Genomic DNA, 18,061 nt, shown 5'->3' with positions numbered 1-18,061 from the left:
CAAAGGTCTGGCCGGACCGTCACACTTCGCTGCTCTAAGCGTCGCCAACTGACGTCTGGAGAGGTCCGGCCAATGATCCGTTCCCTGAAAATCACCGCCTCTGCGGCGGCGCTTCTGGCCCTGGCGGCTTGCGGCAATAACGAGGGCGGAGCGCCCGGCAGCCAGAAGGCCCGCGCGGGCATCTGGGCCGCAGGTTCCTCGACCGTCTTCCCCTTCGCCACGCGCGCGGCCGAGAACTTCGCCCGCACCTCGGGCAACACCGCGGCCCCGCGCATCGAGTCGCTGGGCACCGGCGGCGGCATCCAGGCTTTCTGCGCCGGCGTCGGCCCCTCGACCCCGGACATCGCCAACGCCTCGCGTCCGATGAAGCAGAGCGAGTTCGATCGCTGCGTCGCCAACGGCGTCACCGACATCGTCGAGATCAAGATCGGCTTTGACGGCATCGTCATCGCCACCGCTCGCACCGGCAACAGCTTCAACTTCGAGCTGAACGACCTCTATGAGGGTCTGGCCAAGGAGGTGCCCGGCCCGAACGGCGCCTTCGTCGCCAACCCGGCCAAGACGTGGAACGACGTCAACAAGGGCCTGCCGAACCAGCGCATCCAGGTCTACGGTCCGCCGCCGACCTCGGGCACGCGCGACGCCTTCCTGGAACTGGGCATGGCCCCGGGCGGCGAGCTCGTTCCGGCGGTGGCTGCGCTGAAGAGCGACAAGACGCGCTTCGAGACCCTGACCCACACCCTGCGTGAAGACGGCGCCTGGGTCGACTCGGGCGAGAACGACAACGCCATCGTCCAGACCCTGACCCGCACGCCGGGTTCGCTGGGCGTGTTCGGCTTCTCCTTCCTGGAGCAGAACATGGATACGGTGAAGGCCGAGACCATCGACGGCGTCGCCCCCTCGGCCGAGACCATCGCCGACGGCACCTATCCGCTGGCGCGCAGCCTCTACATCTACGTCAAGAAGGCCCACGTGGGCGTGACGCCGGGTCTGGAGCAGTTCGTCCAGGAGTTCATGTCGGAAGGCGCCGCCGGTCGTGGCGGCTACCTGCAGGACCGCGGCCTGGTGCCGCTGCCCGCCGACCAGCTGACCGCCGAACGCGCCAAGGCCGCAGCCATGACGTCGATGGCTCGTCCGAACTAAGGACGCTCAAGTCGCCCGATAGAATGAGAGCGCCGTGGTCGAAAGACTGCGGCGCTCTTGTTCTTTCCAGCCCGAGGATGACGATGGTGGTCCGTGCCGGGGAAGAGGGGGTCTAGGCCGCCGCCTTGCGCCTCAGCCGGGCGATGCGGCGCAGGCGCCGCCAAAAGCGGCCGCGCGCAGGCTCGGGATATGGTTGCAGGTTCTCGACGAACTGTTCTGCCGAGGCGCGCCAGCTGAATTTTTCCGCATAGGCGCGCACGTCCTTGCGATCCAGCTCCAGAGCCTTGAGGCAGGCGGTCTTCAGATCGTCGTCGATAAAGCCCGCGCCAGAGCCCGGAATGATGTCGATCGGGCCGTGGGCCGGATAGGCCGCGACCGGAGTGCCGGCGCCCATGGCTTCCAGAATCACCAGGCCGAAGGTGTCCGTCCAGCTGGGGAAGACGAAGACATCGGCGTCGGCGAAGCAGCGGGCCAGATCTTCGCCGAACTTCGCGCCGAGGAACTTGGCCTCGGGGTATTTTTCTTCCAGTTCGGCGCGGGCGGGGCCGTCGCCGACCACGATCTTGGTGCCTGGCAGGTCCAGTTCGAGGAAGGTCTCGATGTTCTTCTCGACCGCCACGCGGCCGACATTGAGGAAGAAGGGGCGGGGCCAGTTCTCGCCGCCCATCTCCTTGTAGATGGGCTCCAGATCGGGACGGAACAGCTCGGTGTCCACGCCGCGCGTCCACGGCGAGACGTTGCGGAAGCCGTGCTCGACCAGTTCGTCGCGCAGGGTGGGCGTGGCCACCATCAGACGCCCCGACGGCTTGTGGAACCACTTCATGTAGGCGTAGCCGACCTGGACCGGGATCGGGAAGCGGGCCGAGACGTATTCCGGGAACTTGGTGTGATAACTGGTCGTGAACGGCAGCTTCCACTCCACGCAGATACGGCGCGTGGCGATGCCCAGCGGGCCTTCGGTGGCGATATGGACGGCTTCGGGTTCGAAGGCGCGCAGGCGTTCGCGAATCTCTTCTTCCGCGCCCAGGGCCAGCCGGATCTCGGGATAGGTGGGGCAGGGGATGGTCTTGAACTGGCTGGGTTCGATGACCTCGACCTCATGGCCCATGGCGCGGCACTCGGCCACGGTGCGGGTCAGGGTGCGGACGACGCCGTTGACCTGGGGCTCCCAGGCGTCGGTGACCAGAACAATGCGCATGAAGTCGAGTGGGCCCGGGCCGTTTCGCTGAGCCGGAAGTTCTAGACGGTTAAGATGACGAAGGCGAGACGGGTTTAGAGCGGCAGGACCGTCGTCGACTTCACCTCTTCGAGAACGGCATAGGTCCGCGTCTCGCGCACGCCGGGCATGCGCACCAGAATATCGCCGAGGAAGACGCGATAGGCGTCCATGTCGGCGACGCGCGCCTTGATCAGATAGTCGAAGCCGCCGGCGACCATATGGCACTCCAGAACCTCGGGCTGGCGGCGTACGGCGTCGGCGAAGGCGTCGAAGACGTCGCCTGTCGTCCGGTCCAGCAGCACCTCGATGAAGATCAGCAGGGCGCGGTCGGCCGAGGCCGGGTCGATCAGGGCGGCGTAGCCGGTGATGACCTTGCGGTCCTTCAGTCGCTTGACACGTTCGAAGCAGGCGGCGGGCGACAGATTGCACCTTCGCGCCAGTTCCGCGTTGGAGATGCGGCCGTCGATCTGCAGCACGCGCAGCAAACGGCGGTCGGTGTCGTCAAGAATTTGCATGGCGAATGAGCCTGATTGCCGAATAATCTCTGGTTCAGGTCGCCATCATACAATGCACATTCGGCCAAGTCCGCCATATATGCCGCAAATCGAAGGGTTTGATCCCAGGGTGAGATAATGACGCCGAACGACCTGAAGCACTGGGACGATCTTGACCGGAACAAGTTCCGCGACGAGGGCGCCGTGGTCGCCGAACTGCTGGCCAATCCCGGCCTGACCACGGTCGAGCGCGCCGCCGTGCTGCGCGACGCCATCGCCCTGGTCGATCAGGCTCGCGCCAGCCAGAAGAAGCAGGGCGTGGTCGAGAGCTTCCTGCAGGAGTTTTCGCTGGGCACCCGCGAGGGTCTGGCCCTGATGTGTCTGGCCGAGGCCCTGTTGCGCACCCCCGACGCCGACACCCGCGACCGCCTGATCGCCGAGAAGATCGGCTCGGCCGACTGGGCCTCGCACATGGGCCAGTCGGACAGCCTGTTCGTCAACGCCTCGACCTGGGGCCTGATGCTGACCGGCAAGCTGGTCGACGTGGACGAGGAAGCGAAAACCGACCTGTCGGGCTTCCTCAAGCGTATCGCCGGGCGTCTGGGCGAGCCGGTCATCCGTCAGGCCGTGGCCACCGCCGTCAAGATCATGGGAGAGCAGTTCGTCGTCGGCCGCACCATCGAGGCCGCGCTCAAGCGCTCGGACCGCGAAGGCTGGCTGTGCAGCTTCGACATGCTGGGCGAGGGCGCCCGCACGACCGCCGACGCCGAGCGCTATGAGAAGATCTACGCTGACGCCATCGAGGCCGTGGGCAAGACCGCCAAGGGTCAGGGCCCGGAAGCCGGCCACGGCGTTTCGGTCAAGCTGTCGGCCCTGTCGCCCCGCTATCAGGCGGTGCAGGAAGACCGCGTCTGGGAGGAGCTCTATCCTCGCATCCTGCGTCTGGCCCTGATCGCCGCCAAATACGACATCAACTACACCATCGACGCCGAGGAAGCCGACCGTCTGGCCCTGTCGCTGAAGCTGCTGGAGCGGCTGGCCCGCGAGCCGGCGCTGGGCGACTGGAAGGGCCTGGGCCTGGCTGTCCAGGCCTATCAGAAGCGCACGACCGAGACGGTGCAGAAGCTGGCCGAGCTGGCGAAATCCTCGGGCCGCCGCCTGATGGTGCGTCTGGTCAAGGGCGCCTATTGGGACACCGAGATCAAGCTGGCCCAGGTCAACGGCCGAACCGACTATCCGGTCTTCACGACCAAGCCGGCGACCGATCTGAACTATCTGGTCTGCGCCAAGGCCCTGATCGAGGCCTCGCCATACATCTACGCCCAGTTCGCCACCCACAACGCCCACACCCTGGCCGCCGTGCGCCGCATGGCCCGCGACCGCAACGTGACCATCGAGCACCAGCGTCTGCACGGCATGGGCGAGGCCCTCTATGACGCCGCGCACGAGGCCTGGGCCGACGAAAAGGTTATCGTCCGCGCCTACGCCCCCGTCGGCGGCCACGAAGAACTGCTGCCCTATCTGGTGCGCCGCCTGCTGGAAAACGGCGCCAACTCCTCCTTCGTCCACGCCCTGCTGGACGAGCGCGTTCCGGCGGCCGCCGTCGCCGCCGACCCCATCACCGCCGTCGAGGCCCAGCCCGACCGTCACCCCAGGATTCCGGTTCCCATGAACATCTACGGCGATCGCCAGAACTCCCTCGGCCGCGACTATTCGCAGGCCGCCGACCGTGAGCGCCACGCCAAGGCTCTGGAGCGCGTCGACAGCGAGAAGCTGACGTCCGGCCCCATCATCGGCGGCAAGTTGCGCGCCGGCGTCAATGCGCAGGACGTGACCAATCCCTTCGACCGCTCGCAGGTCCTGGGCCATGTGTCCGAAGCCTCGGTCGAGGACGTGGACGCCGCCGTCAACGCGGCCGCCGAGGCCCAGGTCGCCTGGGACCGCATCGGCGGGGCGGGTCGCGCCCCCGTCCTGCGCGCCATGGCCGACGTGCTGGAAGCCGATATGGACCGTCTGGTCGCCCTCTTGTCGCGTGAGGCGGGCAAGACGCTGAACGACGGCGTGGCCGAGGTGCGCGAAGCCGCCGACTTCTGCCGCTACTACGCCCTGCTGGCCGAGCGCGACTTCGGCGGTCGCCAGACCCTGAAGGGCCCGACCGGCGAGACCAATGAACTGGTCCTGCACGGCCGCGGCGTCTTCGCCGCCATCAGCCCGTGGAACTTCCCCCTGGCCATCTTCACCGGCCAGATCGCCGCCGCCCTGGCCGCCGGCAACGCCGTGGTGGCCAAGCCCGCCGAACAGACCCCGCTGATCGCCGCCGAGGCCGTCCGCCTGTTCTTCAAGGCGGGCCTGAACCCCGATCTGCTGGCTCTGGTCCCCGGTCGCGGCGAGATCGTCGGCGCGGCCCTGACGGCTCATCCGGGCATTGACGGCGTGGCCTTCACTGGCGGCACCGACACCGCCAGCGCCATCAACCGCGGCCTGGCCGCGCGCCCCGGCGCCATCATCCCCTTCATCGCCGAGACCGGCGGCCTGAACGCCATGTTCGTGGACACCACGGCGCTGAAGGAACAGGTCATCGACGACGTCATCCTGTCGGCCTTCGGCTCGGCCGGCCAGCGTTGCTCGGCCCTGCGCATCCTCTATGCGCCCAAGGAAGCCGCCGACGCCCTGATCGAGGGCCTCAAGGGCGCACTGGCGACCCAGGTTCTGGGCGACCCGACCGACAGCAAGACCGACATCGGCCCCGTCATCGACGCCGAGAGCCGCGCCAACCTGGAAGCTCACGTCGCGCGCCTGTCGAAAGAAGCCAGGATCGTCGCCCGCGCCGAACTGGCCCCCGGTGCGGACAAGGGCGACCTGTTCGCTCCGACCATCGCTGAGATCCCGACGCCCGACTTCCTCGAGCGCGAGGTCTTCGGCCCGATCCTGCACGTCTATCGCTATGACTCGAAGGACCTGAAGTCGGTCGCCGCCAGCCTGGCCGCGCGCGGCTATGGCCTGACCCTGGGCGTCCACAGCCGCATCGAGGCCTTCGCCGACGAAGTCGTGCGTCTGGTCCCGGCGGGCAATGTCTATGTGAACCGCTCGATCATCGGCGCCGTGGTCGGCGTCCAGCCCTTCGGCGGCGAGGGCCTGTCCGGCACCGGCCCGAAAGCCGGCGGTCCCAACAGCCTGATCCGCTACGCGGCGGAAAAGGCCATCAGCGTCAACATCGCGGCCCAGGGCGGCGATCCGGCTCTGTTGAACCTGTAAGTGAAGCGCGCCTAGAGCGCGCTTCGCATCACGCCGCGAAGATACTGGCCGTAGGCGCTCTTGCCGAGCGCCGCGGTCAGGCCTTCCAATTGGTCGGCGTCGATGAAGCCCTTGGTGAAGGCGATCTCCTCGGGGCAGGCGATCTTGAAGCCCTGGCGCTTCTCAAGGACCCGGACGAACTCGGCGGCCTCGACCAGGCTGTCGGGCGTGCCCGTGTCCAGCCAGGCGTAGCCGCGACCCATGATCTCGACCGACAGCTTGCCGCGTTCAAGATAGGCCCGGTTGACGTCGGTGATCTCCAGCTCGCCGCGCGGAGACGGCTTGAGGCTGCGTGCGATGTCGACCACGTCGCCGTCGTAAAAATAGAGGCCCGTAACCGCCCAGTTGGACTTGGGCGTCGCCGGTTTCTCCTCGATGGACAGGGCGCGCATGCCCGCATCGAATTCGACCACGCCGTAACGTTCGGGGTCGTTGACGTGATAGGCGAAGACCGTCGCTCCTTCCTGGCGCTGCATGGCGCTGGTGAAGAGTTCGGTGATGCCGTGACCGTAATAGATGTTGTCGCCCAGGATCAGGGCGGAGGGGTTGTCGCCCACGAATTCGGCGCCGATGATGTAGGCTTGGGCCAGGCCGTCAGGGCTGGGCTGGACCGCATACTGAATCTCCATGCCCCATTGCGAGCCGTCGCCGAGCAGGGCCTGGAAGTTGGGCGTGTCCCGCGGGGTCGAGATGATCAGAACCTCACGAATGCCGGCCAGCATCAGGGTCGACAGCGGGTAGTAGATCATGGGCTTGTCGTAGACCGGCATCAGCTGCTTGGAGGTCACGAGCGTCATGGGATGCAGGCGCGTGCCCGATCCGCCGGCGAGGATGATGCCCTTCATGCGGGGGTCCTTTCGGCATTGAGTTCGGAAACGATCTCGGCGACGGCCTCCTGCCAGGCGCGGGGAGCGACGCCATAGTCGCGGGCCAGCCGAGTCGTCAGCAGGCGGGAATTGGCCGGGCGTCTGGCGGGGGTGGGATATTCGGCGGTGGCGATGCCCTCGACAGCGGCCGAGGGGCCGCCCGTCGCCGCGCTGCGGGCGAAGATTTCCCGGGCGAGGCCGGCCCAGCTGGTTTCGCCGGCGTTGACGAAATGGAAGACGCCGACGGGCGCCTGGTCGTCCTCGATCATTCGCAAGGCGATGGTCTGCAAGGCGGCGGCGATGTCTCGCGCCGAGGTCGGGCAACCGTGCTGGTCGTCCACGACCCTGAGGGTCGGTCTGTCGGCGGCGAGACGCAGCATGGTCTTGAGGAAGTTGGCGCGGTGGACGCTCAGCACCCAGGCGGTGCGCAGGACGACCGAGCGGGGGTTGCCGGTGCGAACCGCCAGCTCGCCTGCCAGCTTGGAGGCGCCGTAGACGCCGAGCGGTCCTACGGGATCATCCTCGGCGTAGAAGGCGTCGCCCGAGCCGTCGAAGACATAGTCGGTCGAAACCTGGATCAGGGGAACGTCGGCCTCGCGCGTCACCTCGGCCAGGACGGCGGGGCCCATGGCGTTCGCGGCGAAGGCCGCGGCCACGTCCGTCTCCGCCTTGTCCACGGCGGTGTAGGCGCCCGAGTTGATGACCGCGGCGAAGGGGGTTCTGGCAAAGGCCGCCCGCACGGATTCGATGCTGGCCAGGTCCAGATCGGCCCGTGTCGGCGTATGCAGGACGATGTCCGCAGGCCAGTCGGCTGCGGCCACCTCCAGCCCGACCTGCCCCGCGCCGCCTGTCACGAGGATGTGGCGTGGATCAGCCATTGGCGACGCCGAGGCGCTGGGTCGCATAGCGGGCGTCCAGGATGTCCTGCCACCAGGTCTGGTTCTCCAGATACCAGCGCACGGTGCGGGCGATGCCCTCCTCGAAGGTCACCGAGGGCGCCCAATCCAGGTCGGCGCTGATCTTGGAGGCGTCGATGGCGTAGCGCTGATCGTGGCCGGGACGGTCGGCGACGTAGGTGATCTGCTTGGCGTAGGCCTGGCCATCGGCGCGGGGGCGCAGCTGGTCGAGGATGGCGCAGATCGCCTTCACCACGTCGATGTTCTTCCGTTCGGCGTTGCCGCCGACGTTATAAGTCTGACCCGGGCGGCCTTTTTCGAAGACGGCCTGCAGCGCGCGCGCGTGGTCGTCGACGAACAGCCAGTCCCGGACATTGCTGCCGTCGCCGTAGACGGGCAGGGGTTCGCCGTTCAGGGCGCGAATGATGATCAGCGGGATCAGCTTTTCGGGGAAATGGTAGGGGCCGTAGTTGTTCGAGCAGTTGGTCACCAGCACCGGCAGGCCATAGGTGTGGCCCCAGGCGCGCACCAGATGGTCCGAGCCCGCCTTCGACGCCGAATAGGGCGAGCGGGGGTCGTAGGGGGTCGTCTCGGTGAAGAAGCCGTCCTCGCCCAGCGAACCGAACACCTCGTCCGTCGAGATGTGATGGAAGCGGAAGGCCGCCTTGCGGGTCTCGGGCAGACCGCGCCAGTAACCCAGGGTCTGATTGAGCATGACGAAGGTGCCGACGAGGTTGGTCTGCACGAACTCGCCGGGTCCGTCGATCGAACGATCGACATGGCTTTCAGCGGCGAGGTGGGCGACGATGTCCGGCTGGAAATCCTGCAGGACGCGGGCGACAGCCTCGGCGTCGCAGATGTCGGCCTGGACGAAGCTGTAGCGGTTGCTCCCCGCTGCGGGCTCAAGCGAGCTGAGCAGGCCGGCATAGGTCAGCTTGTCGAAAACCAGCACCTCGTGATCGCTGTGTTCGATCAATCGCCGCACTAGCGCCGAGCCGATAAAGCCGGCTCCGCCGGTGACCAGAATTCTCATTGAAACTCGCTGTTTGGACGATCGTGGATCAGGAAGGAACGACCGGTCTGAGAGGGTTTTGAGCAAAGATCAGAGGTTTCGCAACCGCTTAGTGGCCTGTCGTCAAGGTGTCGTCTTGCCGTCGTCGGTCGGCAACCCTAGAAGGGCCTCGACCCTTCCAAGCCGCATGGCTCGCTTTCAAGCGTGACTATACGAGACTCCGCCTCATGACTGAATCACCTGTGTTTCTGGTGACGCCTCGCCGCTTTGCGGACGCCCGCGGCTGGTTTTCCGAAACCTATTCGCAAGCGGCGATGGCGAAGCACGGGGTGAACGAAACCTTTGTTCAGGATAATCAGTCCTTCTCGCGTCAGACGGGAACGGTGCGGGGGATTCACTTCCAGCGGCCGCCCCACGCTCAAGCCAAACTCGTGCGGTGCGTGCGCGGTTCCCTGATCGATTATGCGGTGGACCTCCGGCGCCAGTCGCCGACGTTCGGGCGTTGGGTGTCGGCGCGACTGACGGCTGAAGGGGGCGAGCAGCTATATATTCCGGTGGGCTTCGGACATGCCTTCGTGACGCTCGAACCTGATGTCGAGATCGCCTACAAGGTGACGGACGTCTACGCGCCGGATTGCGATGGCGGCGTGCGCTGGAACGATCCGACCGTGGGCATCGACTGGCCTCTGCCGGCCGACGGCGCGGTGCTGTCCGACAAGGACGCCGTCCTCCCGGGCCTGGATGGGCTGGACGTGGACTTCGCCTATGACGGGCGTCCGCTTCTTCCTCTTCAGGCCTGATCCCCGGCTTCGCCGTTGCTGAATGGCGTGCTCAGAGTCTATGCTCGAGATTGAGAACAACCCTGGCGCGCTCGCCTGCAAGGATGTGGGTTCCGGCGGCGTGAAGGCGGCAAGGTGATGATTTTCGAACCGATTTCCCGGCACGCCACGATCGTGATCTCCCTCATGTTGCGGGAGATCATCACGCGCTATGGGCGGCGCGGCCTGGGTTTCCTCTGGTTGGTCGGCGAGCCTCTGCTGTTCACCGGCGCGGTCATCCTGCTCTGGTCCTTCATCAAGGCGCCCTATCAGCACGGCATACGCCTCGCGCCCTTTGTCATGACCGGCTACATGGCCCTGATCATGTTCCGCCACATGATCAGCTATTCCATGGGGGCGGTTTCAGGGAACCTGGGGCTTCTGTTCCACCAGAAGATCAAGATCCTGCACGTCTATATGGCGCGCTTCCTGCTGGAGTTGGGCGGGACGACCCTGGCCTTCCTGATCGTCTACCTGGTCCTGGTGGCCTTTGGCCAGGTCGGTTGGCCGGCCGATCCCCTGCTTCTCTACTATGGCTGGATGTCCTTGTTTGTCCTGTCCGTCGGCATTGCGCTGGTGGTCAGCGCCCTGGCGATGGAGTTCGACGTGATCGAGCGCATCGTGCCGGTTCTGATGTATGCGATCCTGCCGTTTTCCGGCGCGTTCAGCATGGCGGCCTGGTTGCCGCCGACCTATCGGGCGATCTATCTCGCCGTTCCCATCCCCCATCCTGTCGAGATGATGCGGGCGGGCGTTTTCGGCGAGTTCGTTGAAACTCACTACGACCCGCTCTATCCCCTTTTCTGGGGGGGGCTGCTTACCGTCCTGGGCTTGATCATGATTTCGAGAGCCAAGGAACATATTGATGCCGACTAGCCCTCAAATGCGCCTGAGCCATGGGCGGGGAATGACTGAATGAGCGACTCTCGCGTTACGTTTCTGGGCGGACCGACGCCGGGTGAACCGGTGCGGGCCATAAAGACGCCTTTCATCCTGGGGCCCGCGGCGATCTCGTTCGGGGTCGTGGTCCTGCTGCCGACGCTGGTGGCGGCGATCTACCTGCTCTTCATCGCCTCCCCGCGCTATGTGTCGGAAGCGCATTTCGTCGTCCAGACGGCGTCGAAGCAGCAGCCTTCCGGTCTTGGCGTTGCGCTTCAGGGGGTCGGGATATCGACGAACGGCACAGACTCGTTCGCCGTTCATGAATACATCCGCTCACGCGATGCGCTCAGCACGCTCCAGCCGAGGCTGGACGTGAAGGCCATGCTGTCGCGACCAGGCGTGGATATTTTCTCGCGCTTTCCGGCGCCCGGGCAGGGGCAGACCCAGGAAGATCTCTACAAGGCGTTCCAGCGTCGCGTGACGGTGGGTTATGACACCGCGACCGGCATCAGCACCCTGCGCGTCCAGGCGTTCACGCCGCGCGACTCCCAGGCGATCGCCAGCGCCCTGCTGGACAGCGGCGAGACCCTGGTCAACCGGCTCAATGATCGGGCCGCGGCCCAGGACGTCGAAGACGCCGAGCGCAATGTCCTGGAGGCTGAGCAACGCCTTTCCGACATTCAGCAGCGTCTGACCACCTATCGCAATCGCGAGAGCATGCTCGACCCGGAAGCCTCGGCCCAGGAGGGGTCGGCCCTGCTGGCCGAGCTGCAGGGCACCCTCGCGGGCCTGCGCGCCGAGCGGGCCCTGATCGCGAGCCAGGCGCCGCAAAGTCCCCAGTTGCCGGCGCTCGACGCACGTATTCGCGCCTATGAACAGCAACTGACGATCGAGCGCGGCAAGGTGGCGGGCAATGCCGACTCCCTGGCGACCAAGGTCAGCGGATATGAGGCGCTGATGCTGGAACGGACCCTGGCCGACCGCGCCCTGAGCGCGGCCAGCACGGCGCGAGACGCCGCTCGCGACTCGGCGCGCCGCCAGAAGCTCTATCTGGAACGGGTGGTGAATCCGAATCTTCCGGACAAGGCGACGGAACCTCGTCGCTGGCGAGGCATTCTGGCGGTCCTGGTCACCATGCTGTTGCTGTACGGCGTGGGCGGCCTCGTGTGGGCGGGCCTGAGGGAGCACCGGCAACTTTGACGTCGTTCTCAACGGAGGACATCGGGCTCGAGGTTTCCAATCTCGGGAAGACTTATGCTCGCTCCGCCAGCGCGCCGCCCTTGTTCCGCAATCTCAACTTCACGGTCGGTCGGTCCGACCGGCTCGCCATTCTGGGGCGTAACGGCCAGGGCAAGTCGACGATGATCAAGATCCTCGGGGGCGCGCTCGCGCCCTCCGAGGGCCGGGTCAACTGGCGCATGACGAACTCGTGGCCGATCGGCTTCAGCGGCGCGTTTCAGGGCAGCCTGACGGGCGTGGACAACGTCCGCTTCCTGGCGCGTGTCTATCAGCGCGACTTCAAGGAGCTGATGGGGCTGGTCGACGGCTTCGCCGAGCTGGGCTCGAAGATGGCCATGCCGGTGAAGCACTATTCCTCGGGCATGCGGGCGCGTCTGGCCTTCGGCCTGTCCCTGGCCATCGACTTCGACTGCTATTTGATCGATGAACTGGTCGCGGTCGGCGACGCCCGCTTCCAGCGCAAGTGCAATGAGGAATTGTTCGAACGCCGCGCCCAGCGCGCCTTCATCATGGCGTCGCACGACATGAGGACGGTGGGCCGGGTCTGCGATCGTGCGCTCATTATCGAGGGCGGGCGCGCCAAGATGTTCACCGACATCCACGAGGCCATCGATATCTACACCTGGCTGAGGGCTGCGTGAGCAAGACTGTTCGAGTGGGCGTCCTGCAGATGCCTTCATCCCGGGGCTCGGCCTGGCGTATCGGTCTCAAGGGCGCGGCGCGCCGGCTGGGCTGGGGCCTGGTCAAGGGGACGGACGTCTCGCTCGAAGGCGACGCGCCTGCCCAGAGCCAGATCATACTGCTCCGCGACGGGGCGCAGGCTCTGGCCATGGCGCCGCATCTGGACGCCTGCGTGGTCGTCACGGAACCTCTGGAAGACATCTGCGCGGCCATGGCCGCGCATTACCCGGACAAGAAGATCAAGGCCTATGCCGTGGCCGCGGAGCGTCTGGCGGCGGCGACGACCCTGGCGCGACGGGGCGCGGCTGTCGTCCAGGCGTCGGCTGCTTCCGCCGACCTGCCCTTGATCGGCCAGGTCCTGATCCAACCGGTGACCGAAGTGGCCCCGGCCGGGGTGCTCGATCCCGCGCCGCTGGACATGTTCGCGGGGGAGGGGCCTCAACCGGGACATCAGACCGTCTGGCCGTGGGACCTGTTCAACTATCGGACCACGCCGCGATCGCGGGTCGCGCCGCCCCATATCGATCTGACGGGGCGCGCCCGTGTCCTGTTCCACGGTCCGCGTTTCTCGCTGCCGGCGGGAGAATGGCGCGTGCGGTTGCGTTTCCATCTCGATCCGGAAGGGCGCGAATCTCCGCTGAAGTTCGAGTGGGGCGCCGTCGAAGATTTTGAAACTCTTGAGCTTCAACTCGACGCAGCCGGCCTTTATGAAGTCGAGCTGACCAAGCGATGGGAACAACCTGTCGCTGCAGAGCTGCGGGTGTGGGCCGCGGCGGCGCATTTCCTCGGGTCTTTCGAGTTCGTGAGCGCGGATGTCGCTTATCTGGCGCACTAGGGCGCAGGCGGGCCGCGATGCGGTTCGGGCGAGGCAGCAGGGCGGAGAGTTTTCGGTATGGTGAGGCAGTCTCGAGCGAAGCAGGGCGCGTCATCGGTCGCCGAGAGCGCTGCGGCCGTAGGCGATGTGCGACGCACGGTGCGACGTCTCGGCGTCTTTCTGTTCTGGGATCCCCAGGAGATCGTCCACGACTATGTGAAGGTGTCTCTGGCCGCGCTGCGTCCCCATTTTGAAACCCTGATCGTGGTCGTGAACGGACAGGTCGACCGCACCGGACAGGACGCTCTGGCCGAGGCTGCGGACGAGGTCTGGTATCGGGAAAACAAGGGGTATGACGTCGGCGGCTACAAGTACGCCGTTGATCGTCTCGGCGTGGAGGCCATCGCCGCCTATGATGAGTTCGTCCTGCTGAACTACACCTTCTACGCCCCCCTGGCGGACCTCGGCGCCATGTTCGAGCGCATGGATGCGTCGGGCGTCGACTTCTGGGGCGTGACGGACTTCAAGGACACCCGGCAGAACTTCGTCCAGTCCTATTTCATCGCCGCGCGATCGCGGCTGACGGGCAGCCAGGCGTTCGCGGATTACTGGGCCGCCATGCCCCCCATCGTGTCGATCGACGACTCGATCGAGCATCACGAAAAGGCGTTCACCGCCTATTTCGCCGCCAGGGGCTTTTCCTGGGAAGTCGCCTTCCCGACCGAGGTCGGGGAGTTCGGCAATGTTACGATCGCCTCGCCGATCCAGCAGGCGGCGGACGGTTGCCCGACGCTGAAGTATCGGGCCTTCACCTTCCCCCTGGAGAGCCTGCGTCACCGCGAGGCGCCCTATCCGGCGCGGACGCTGGATTATGTTCGGCAGCATACCGACTATGACGCCGGCCTGATCGTGGACCATCTGGTGCGCAGCACCTCGCCGACCGTGATCGCCGCCAATCTTCAGACCATCACGGTCGCGGCGCCGCAAGCCGTCGGCAAGGCCCTGTCCCTGGGGCGGGTCGGCCTGTTCGTGAACCTGGTCGATGCAGCGTCCCTGGAAGGTCTTGCGCAGGCCCTTTCGACCGTGATCGCGCGAAGCGGAGTCACGATCCATGTGCGTGCGCCTTCCGAAGCCCTGGCGGCGGAGGTCGGGCAGGTCTGGCCGGGCGAGGCGACCCTCGTCCGCGTCGGCGCACCTGCCTCCACCCTCGAGGGGCTGTTTGCGTGGGCCGACGAAGTGGATTTCCGCCAGTTCGACCTGGTCCTTTCGCTCGGCGATTTCTCGGGCGGCCGGCGGATGAACGCCTGGCTGGATAATCGCCTCTCCTTCTACGTCGACAACCTGGTCGGCGGAGACAGTGTTTTGAACGCCGTGGCGCAACAGTTTGAAGACGTCGCCGTCGACATGGTGATGTCGCCCTCCAGTCCCTACCTCGACGCGGGCGACGACGCCTTCTGGCTGAAGAACAGGCACGAGGTCAGCCGGATGGCGGCCGCCCTGGGGGTGAAGGGGCCGGGTGAAGCGGCCAGCTTCCATGCGCCGCACGCGATCTTCTGGATGCGAGGCGAGGCCCTCGCGGGGCTTGCCGGCGCCTATGAGACCGTCAAGGGCGGCGACGCGCTCGATCTGGGGGACCAGTTCAACCGGCTGCTGCCGACCTTGCTGGCCGCGCGCGGGAAACTGGCCTGGCGAATGATCTCTTCGGGCAATGCGGCCCAGGCGCTGGCGGCCTCTGCATGGACCGCCCTCCGCTCAGCCGAAGCCCGGATCGAGAAGGATCGCGAGGCCGAACGTCGTCTTGCAGTCCTGCAGCTGGCCAATGAAGACCTGGAGCGTTCGCTCAAGACGGCCAAGGCGCGGATTTCCAAGACCGGCGCCGAGTTGAAAGCGGCGCTGGGCGACAAGGCGGCGCTTGAAAGCGCTCAGGAAACCTTCCGTCTGGCGGTGGCCGAGAACCGCGAACTGCGTCTGCTTCATAACCGCACCGCTGAAGAGCTGGCGGCCCTGCGCCGCCTGACGACGGGGCGGTGGGGCGGCGCATCGACTGTGTTCAGACGGGCGGGCCGAAGCTTCAAGCGGGCCTGGCGACGGTTGACGAAACGTGCCGGGCGAGAGGCGTCGACATGATCGCGACGCCCTACGCCCGGGCCTTTCGCCCCGGTGAGCTGAGCGGTCGTCGGGTTCTGCTGGTGGCCCAGGGACCCTGGCACCTCGATATGTACGCCAGCCTTTTCACGGCCCTGCCCGAGGTGGACTGGACGGTCTATTTCGAGGCCCCGGGTGAAACCCTGGCGCCCCTGTCGATGGCGACGCCGGCCAATGTGCAGTTGATCGGCAATCTGATCGACGTTCTTCTGCGCCTGGACGACTTCGCCGTCTGCCTGACCACCCTGGCCACCCCGCATCGCGCCCATCTCAAGGGGTTGCAGATCTTCACCGCCTGCTCGCGTCTGGGCGTGCCGGTGCTGGAGCTGCAGCATGGCCTGTTCCAGCAGGGCGCGGCCTTTGTCGAAGTGTCCAGAACCCCGGGATCGGGGTTTGCGAACGCCGCCCAGGGCGCCGCCGCCAGGAATTTCCGCGACGATCTGGTCGGCTGGTCCGGCAAGGACGGCATCGGCCTGCCCCAGTTTCATGATCTGAAGCCGGCGACGGACGACGGCTATGTGCTGATCCTGTCCAACCTGCACCGTTCGGTCTTTTCGGAGGTCGAGCGGCGGCTCTTCTATGAGGGGGTGGCGCAGCTGGTGCGCCGTCATCCCGAGACCCGCTTCCTCTGGAAGCCTCACCAGGCGGAGCTCCAGCGCAAGCTGGAGCCCCTCTATGCGCCGCTGATGGAGCAGGTCGGAGAGAATCTCGAGCTTCTGACCCGAGAGACCATGGCCGGCCGGACGACGCTGGATCTGATCCGCTGCTGTTCCCGCGCTGTGTCGTCCTTGTCGTCAGTTGTGCTCGAGCTCGAGATGTACGCCAAGCCGACGCTCGTGTACGCGCCGGTGTCGATGGAGGATGCGGTTGCGATCATGGGAACGGTGCATCCCTTTGATGACGACCTCAGCCTGCTGAGCGCCTATGCCGATCTGATGCAGAGGCCGGACGCCTATCGTATGCAGACGGGGTTCCTGAAGCCCTTCGATCCGGACCGGTTGCGCGCCATACTCAAGCGGAACTGGCGATCGGAAACCATAGCCAAGGCGGATCTGGCCCAGGCGATCCTGCCGAGCATCGAGTTTCTGGAATTGACCAGTACGATCAACCGTATGAAGTCGGACCTCAGGTCGGCTATTAAGGGCTGAAGAGGCGATCGCCTGGCTGCGGCCAAGTAGAACGCTGCGCGAATTGGAAAGATACGGATGGACGATTTCTATCAGAAAATAGTGGGGATTATCGCGTCCCTATTTAAAGTCCCGGCGAGCGAAATCTCGTCGGACACTGTGGCCATGGATGTGGATGGGTGGGATTCCTTGACGCACACCGAGCTCGTTCTTCTTATTGAAGAAGAGATTGGCCGGCCCTTGCCGATCGCTCAGGTTATGGAATGTGAAAACGTAGGCGATCTGATTGCTGTGGCCCGCAAGACCAGCGTGACTGCTGTTTGATGAAAACGCGTCGAATTCTGATCCGGGGCAATTGTCACGCGCAATTTCTGGGCGCGGCCTTGAAGGCGCTGACGAAGCATGAGGTGAAGGTCGCGGGGCTTCCGTATGACGGGCCGATCCATTTCGGTGGCGCCATGGCGGACTATACCGACCTCACTCAAGGCCTTGATTGGATAAGGGAAGCTGACGAACGGCCGATTTTCATCGTCCAGGCGACGCCGGGCAAACACTATCTGTCAGAGAAGTGGCTTGCGATGGGGGTCGATCATGAACTGGTGAAGATGCCGTTCATTAGATTGGGAGCGTTTGAGCTCAATAATCTTCCGGATACTGAGGATGCGGCGCGTAAGATTCGCCTGGAAGTTCGAAAAGATCGCATCTTCAATGAGATGAGCGCTATCGCGGCTGGTCGTGACGCAACGGACATCGACTATGTCCTGGAAGCGTTCCAGTCGAGTCCTGAATTTTATAGCCATTCGCACTATACGGGAAAGGTCTTCGCACGGCTGTTCAGCTTGATGCGAGGTTCGGCGCTCGATAAGGCCTTGGGCGAAGGAGGCTTTGACGCCTTCCTTGACAGCGTAAGCCGTGACGCCGGCGTCGGCCATCTTATGCGTCCCCTGCCGGATCCTCGTGTTATGCAGTCTATGGGGATGACATGGACAACTGCGGATTTGTCCGCCGATGTCATCGCTGCTGACCATAAGATGAAAACCGAACGGGCGAACCCTGAAAACGGGGTCGTAGCCTTTGCGCTGTTTGATCATGCGTTCAAAGCATATCGTGATACCAGGAGCGTATCAGATATTTTGACGTGTGTGCGTCTCTACAAGGCTAAGAAGTTCTATCTTCGGTGGGCGAACAATATTGTCGGTGCGCTAATTTCTCGTGGAAAGCTGATGCATGCGGCGGTTATTCTGTTCCATCGCCTGGCGTTTGACGATTCTCGAGGGATGACTTTGCGGATCGCCCTGCCTCATCTGTACGGTTTGAGCGCATCGGCGGCGGCGCGGCGCGTGGCGGACCGCTATGCCGAGGCCTATCCCAATAGCAGCGCGGTCTTTGCGCGTGAGATCATGCAGAAATTCCGCTGACGTGAAGCAAGGT

Annotated in this window: 16 protein-coding genes; 11 read left to right on the top strand and 5 right to left on the bottom strand. The window is 65.2% G+C overall.

Going from position 1 to position 18,061, the window contains the following annotated elements:
- Positions 1 to 72: 72 nt before the first annotated feature.
- Positions 73 to 1,143, top strand: coding sequence for a substrate-binding domain-containing protein (locus ACZ5XO_RS13775; RefSeq protein WP_464162954.1), 1,071 nt, complete (start codon positions 73 to 75; stop codon positions 1,141 to 1,143).
- Between the two features lie 112 nt (positions 1,144 to 1,255).
- On the opposite strand, the gene ACZ5XO_RS13770 is transcribed toward ACZ5XO_RS13775, so the two are convergent.
- Together ACZ5XO_RS13770 and ACZ5XO_RS13765 are read right to left on the bottom strand one after the other, a co-directional pair.
- The gene (locus ACZ5XO_RS13770; protein ID WP_464162953.1) at positions 1,256 to 2,341 is read right to left on the bottom strand and encodes a glycosyltransferase family 4 protein; all 1,086 of its coding nucleotides are present in this window, start codon (positions 2,339 to 2,341) and stop codon (positions 1,256 to 1,258) included.
- A 74-nt stretch (positions 2,342 to 2,415) separates the two neighbouring features.
- Positions 2,416 to 2,877 (bottom strand): Lrp/AsnC ligand binding domain-containing protein, encoded by a 462-nt coding sequence (locus tag ACZ5XO_RS13765; RefSeq protein WP_207823431.1) that lies wholly within the window; start codon positions 2,875 to 2,877, stop codon positions 2,416 to 2,418.
- A gap of 117 nt (positions 2,878 to 2,994) precedes the next feature.
- On the opposite strand from ACZ5XO_RS13765, the gene putA reads away from it, so the two are divergent.
- A complete protein-coding gene (putA, locus tag ACZ5XO_RS13760; RefSeq protein WP_464162952.1) occupies positions 2,995 to 6,111 on the top strand; it encodes a bifunctional proline dehydrogenase/L-glutamate gamma-semialdehyde dehydrogenase PutA in 3,117 nt (1,038 codons plus the stop codon).
- Between the two features lie 11 nt (positions 6,112 to 6,122).
- Here putA and rfbA read toward each other — a convergent pair whose 3' ends face one another.
- From rfbA to rfbB, 3 genes are read right to left on the bottom strand one after another with little or no spacing between them, the layout of a single operon-like run.
- A complete protein-coding gene (gene rfbA, locus ACZ5XO_RS13755; RefSeq protein WP_464162950.1) occupies positions 6,123 to 6,995 on the bottom strand; it encodes a glucose-1-phosphate thymidylyltransferase RfbA in 873 nt (290 codons plus the stop codon).
- Positions 6,992 to 7,894: a dTDP-4-dehydrorhamnose reductase gene (gene rfbD / locus ACZ5XO_RS13750; RefSeq protein ID WP_464162949.1), complete on the bottom strand. Its 903-nt coding sequence runs from the start codon at positions 7,892 to 7,894 to the stop codon at positions 6,992 to 6,994. Before rfbD ends, rfbA begins: the two co-directional genes overlap by 4 nt.
- Positions 7,887 to 8,945: a dTDP-glucose 4,6-dehydratase gene (rfbB, locus tag ACZ5XO_RS13745; protein ID WP_464162947.1), complete on the bottom strand. Its 1,059-nt coding sequence runs from the start codon at positions 8,943 to 8,945 to the stop codon at positions 7,887 to 7,889. The genes rfbD and rfbB overlap by 8 nt, the downstream gene beginning before the upstream one ends.
- Positions 8,946 to 9,166: 221 nt before the next feature.
- Here rfbB and rfbC point away from each other — a divergent pair, with 221 nt between their 5' ends.
- The 9 genes from rfbC (at position 9,167) to ACZ5XO_RS13700 (ending at position 18,048) form a co-directional block, all read left to right on the top strand.
- The gene (rfbC, locus tag ACZ5XO_RS13740; protein WP_464162946.1) at positions 9,167 to 9,724 is read left to right on the top strand and encodes a dTDP-4-dehydrorhamnose 3,5-epimerase; all 558 of its coding nucleotides are present in this window, start codon (positions 9,167 to 9,169) and stop codon (positions 9,722 to 9,724) included.
- Positions 9,725 to 9,841: 117 nt separating this feature from the next.
- Positions 9,842 to 10,618 (top strand): ABC transporter permease, encoded by a 777-nt coding sequence (locus ACZ5XO_RS13735; RefSeq protein WP_464162944.1) that lies wholly within the window; start codon positions 9,842 to 9,844, stop codon positions 10,616 to 10,618.
- 147 nt (positions 10,619 to 10,765) lie between these two features.
- Positions 10,766 to 11,824: a KpsE/RkpR family capsule polysaccharide export protein gene (locus tag ACZ5XO_RS13730; RefSeq protein WP_464162942.1), complete on the top strand. Its 1,059-nt coding sequence runs from the start codon at positions 10,766 to 10,768 to the stop codon at positions 11,822 to 11,824.
- Between the two features lie 80 nt (positions 11,825 to 11,904).
- Complete coding sequence (locus tag ACZ5XO_RS13725) at positions 11,905 to 12,504, top strand: ABC transporter ATP-binding protein (protein WP_464162940.1); 600 nt, start codon at positions 11,905 to 11,907, stop codon at positions 12,502 to 12,504.
- Complete coding sequence (locus ACZ5XO_RS13720; RefSeq protein ID WP_464162939.1) at positions 12,501 to 13,379, top strand: hypothetical protein; 879 nt, start codon at positions 12,501 to 12,503, stop codon at positions 13,377 to 13,379. Before ACZ5XO_RS13725 ends, ACZ5XO_RS13720 begins: the two co-directional genes overlap by 4 nt.
- A 138-nt stretch (positions 13,380 to 13,517) precedes the next feature.
- Positions 13,518 to 15,485, top strand: a complete 1,968-nt coding sequence (locus ACZ5XO_RS13715) for a rhamnan synthesis F family protein (protein ID WP_464162938.1) — start codon at positions 13,518 to 13,520, stop codon at positions 15,483 to 15,485.
- Positions 15,482 to 16,651 (top strand): hypothetical protein, encoded by a 1,170-nt coding sequence (locus tag ACZ5XO_RS13710; protein ID WP_464162937.1) that lies wholly within the window; start codon positions 15,482 to 15,484, stop codon positions 16,649 to 16,651. Before ACZ5XO_RS13715 ends, ACZ5XO_RS13710 begins: the two co-directional genes overlap by 4 nt.
- 57 nt (positions 16,652 to 16,708) lie before the next feature.
- On the top strand, positions 16,709 to 16,954 hold the full coding sequence (locus tag ACZ5XO_RS13705) for an acyl carrier protein (protein ID WP_464162935.1): 246 nt from the start codon (positions 16,709 to 16,711) through the stop codon (positions 16,952 to 16,954).
- The gene (locus ACZ5XO_RS13700; protein WP_464162933.1) at positions 16,954 to 18,048 is read left to right on the top strand and encodes a hypothetical protein; all 1,095 of its coding nucleotides are present in this window, start codon (positions 16,954 to 16,956) and stop codon (positions 18,046 to 18,048) included. The genes ACZ5XO_RS13705 and ACZ5XO_RS13700 overlap by 1 nt, the downstream gene beginning before the upstream one ends.
- The last annotated feature ends 13 nt before the right edge of the window (positions 18,049 to 18,061 follow it).

The organism is Brevundimonas sp. T2-11 (genome assembly GCF_055397675.1).
Note: the sequence above shows the minus strand (reverse complement) of the source record. Positions and strands in the feature narration are given on the sequence as shown.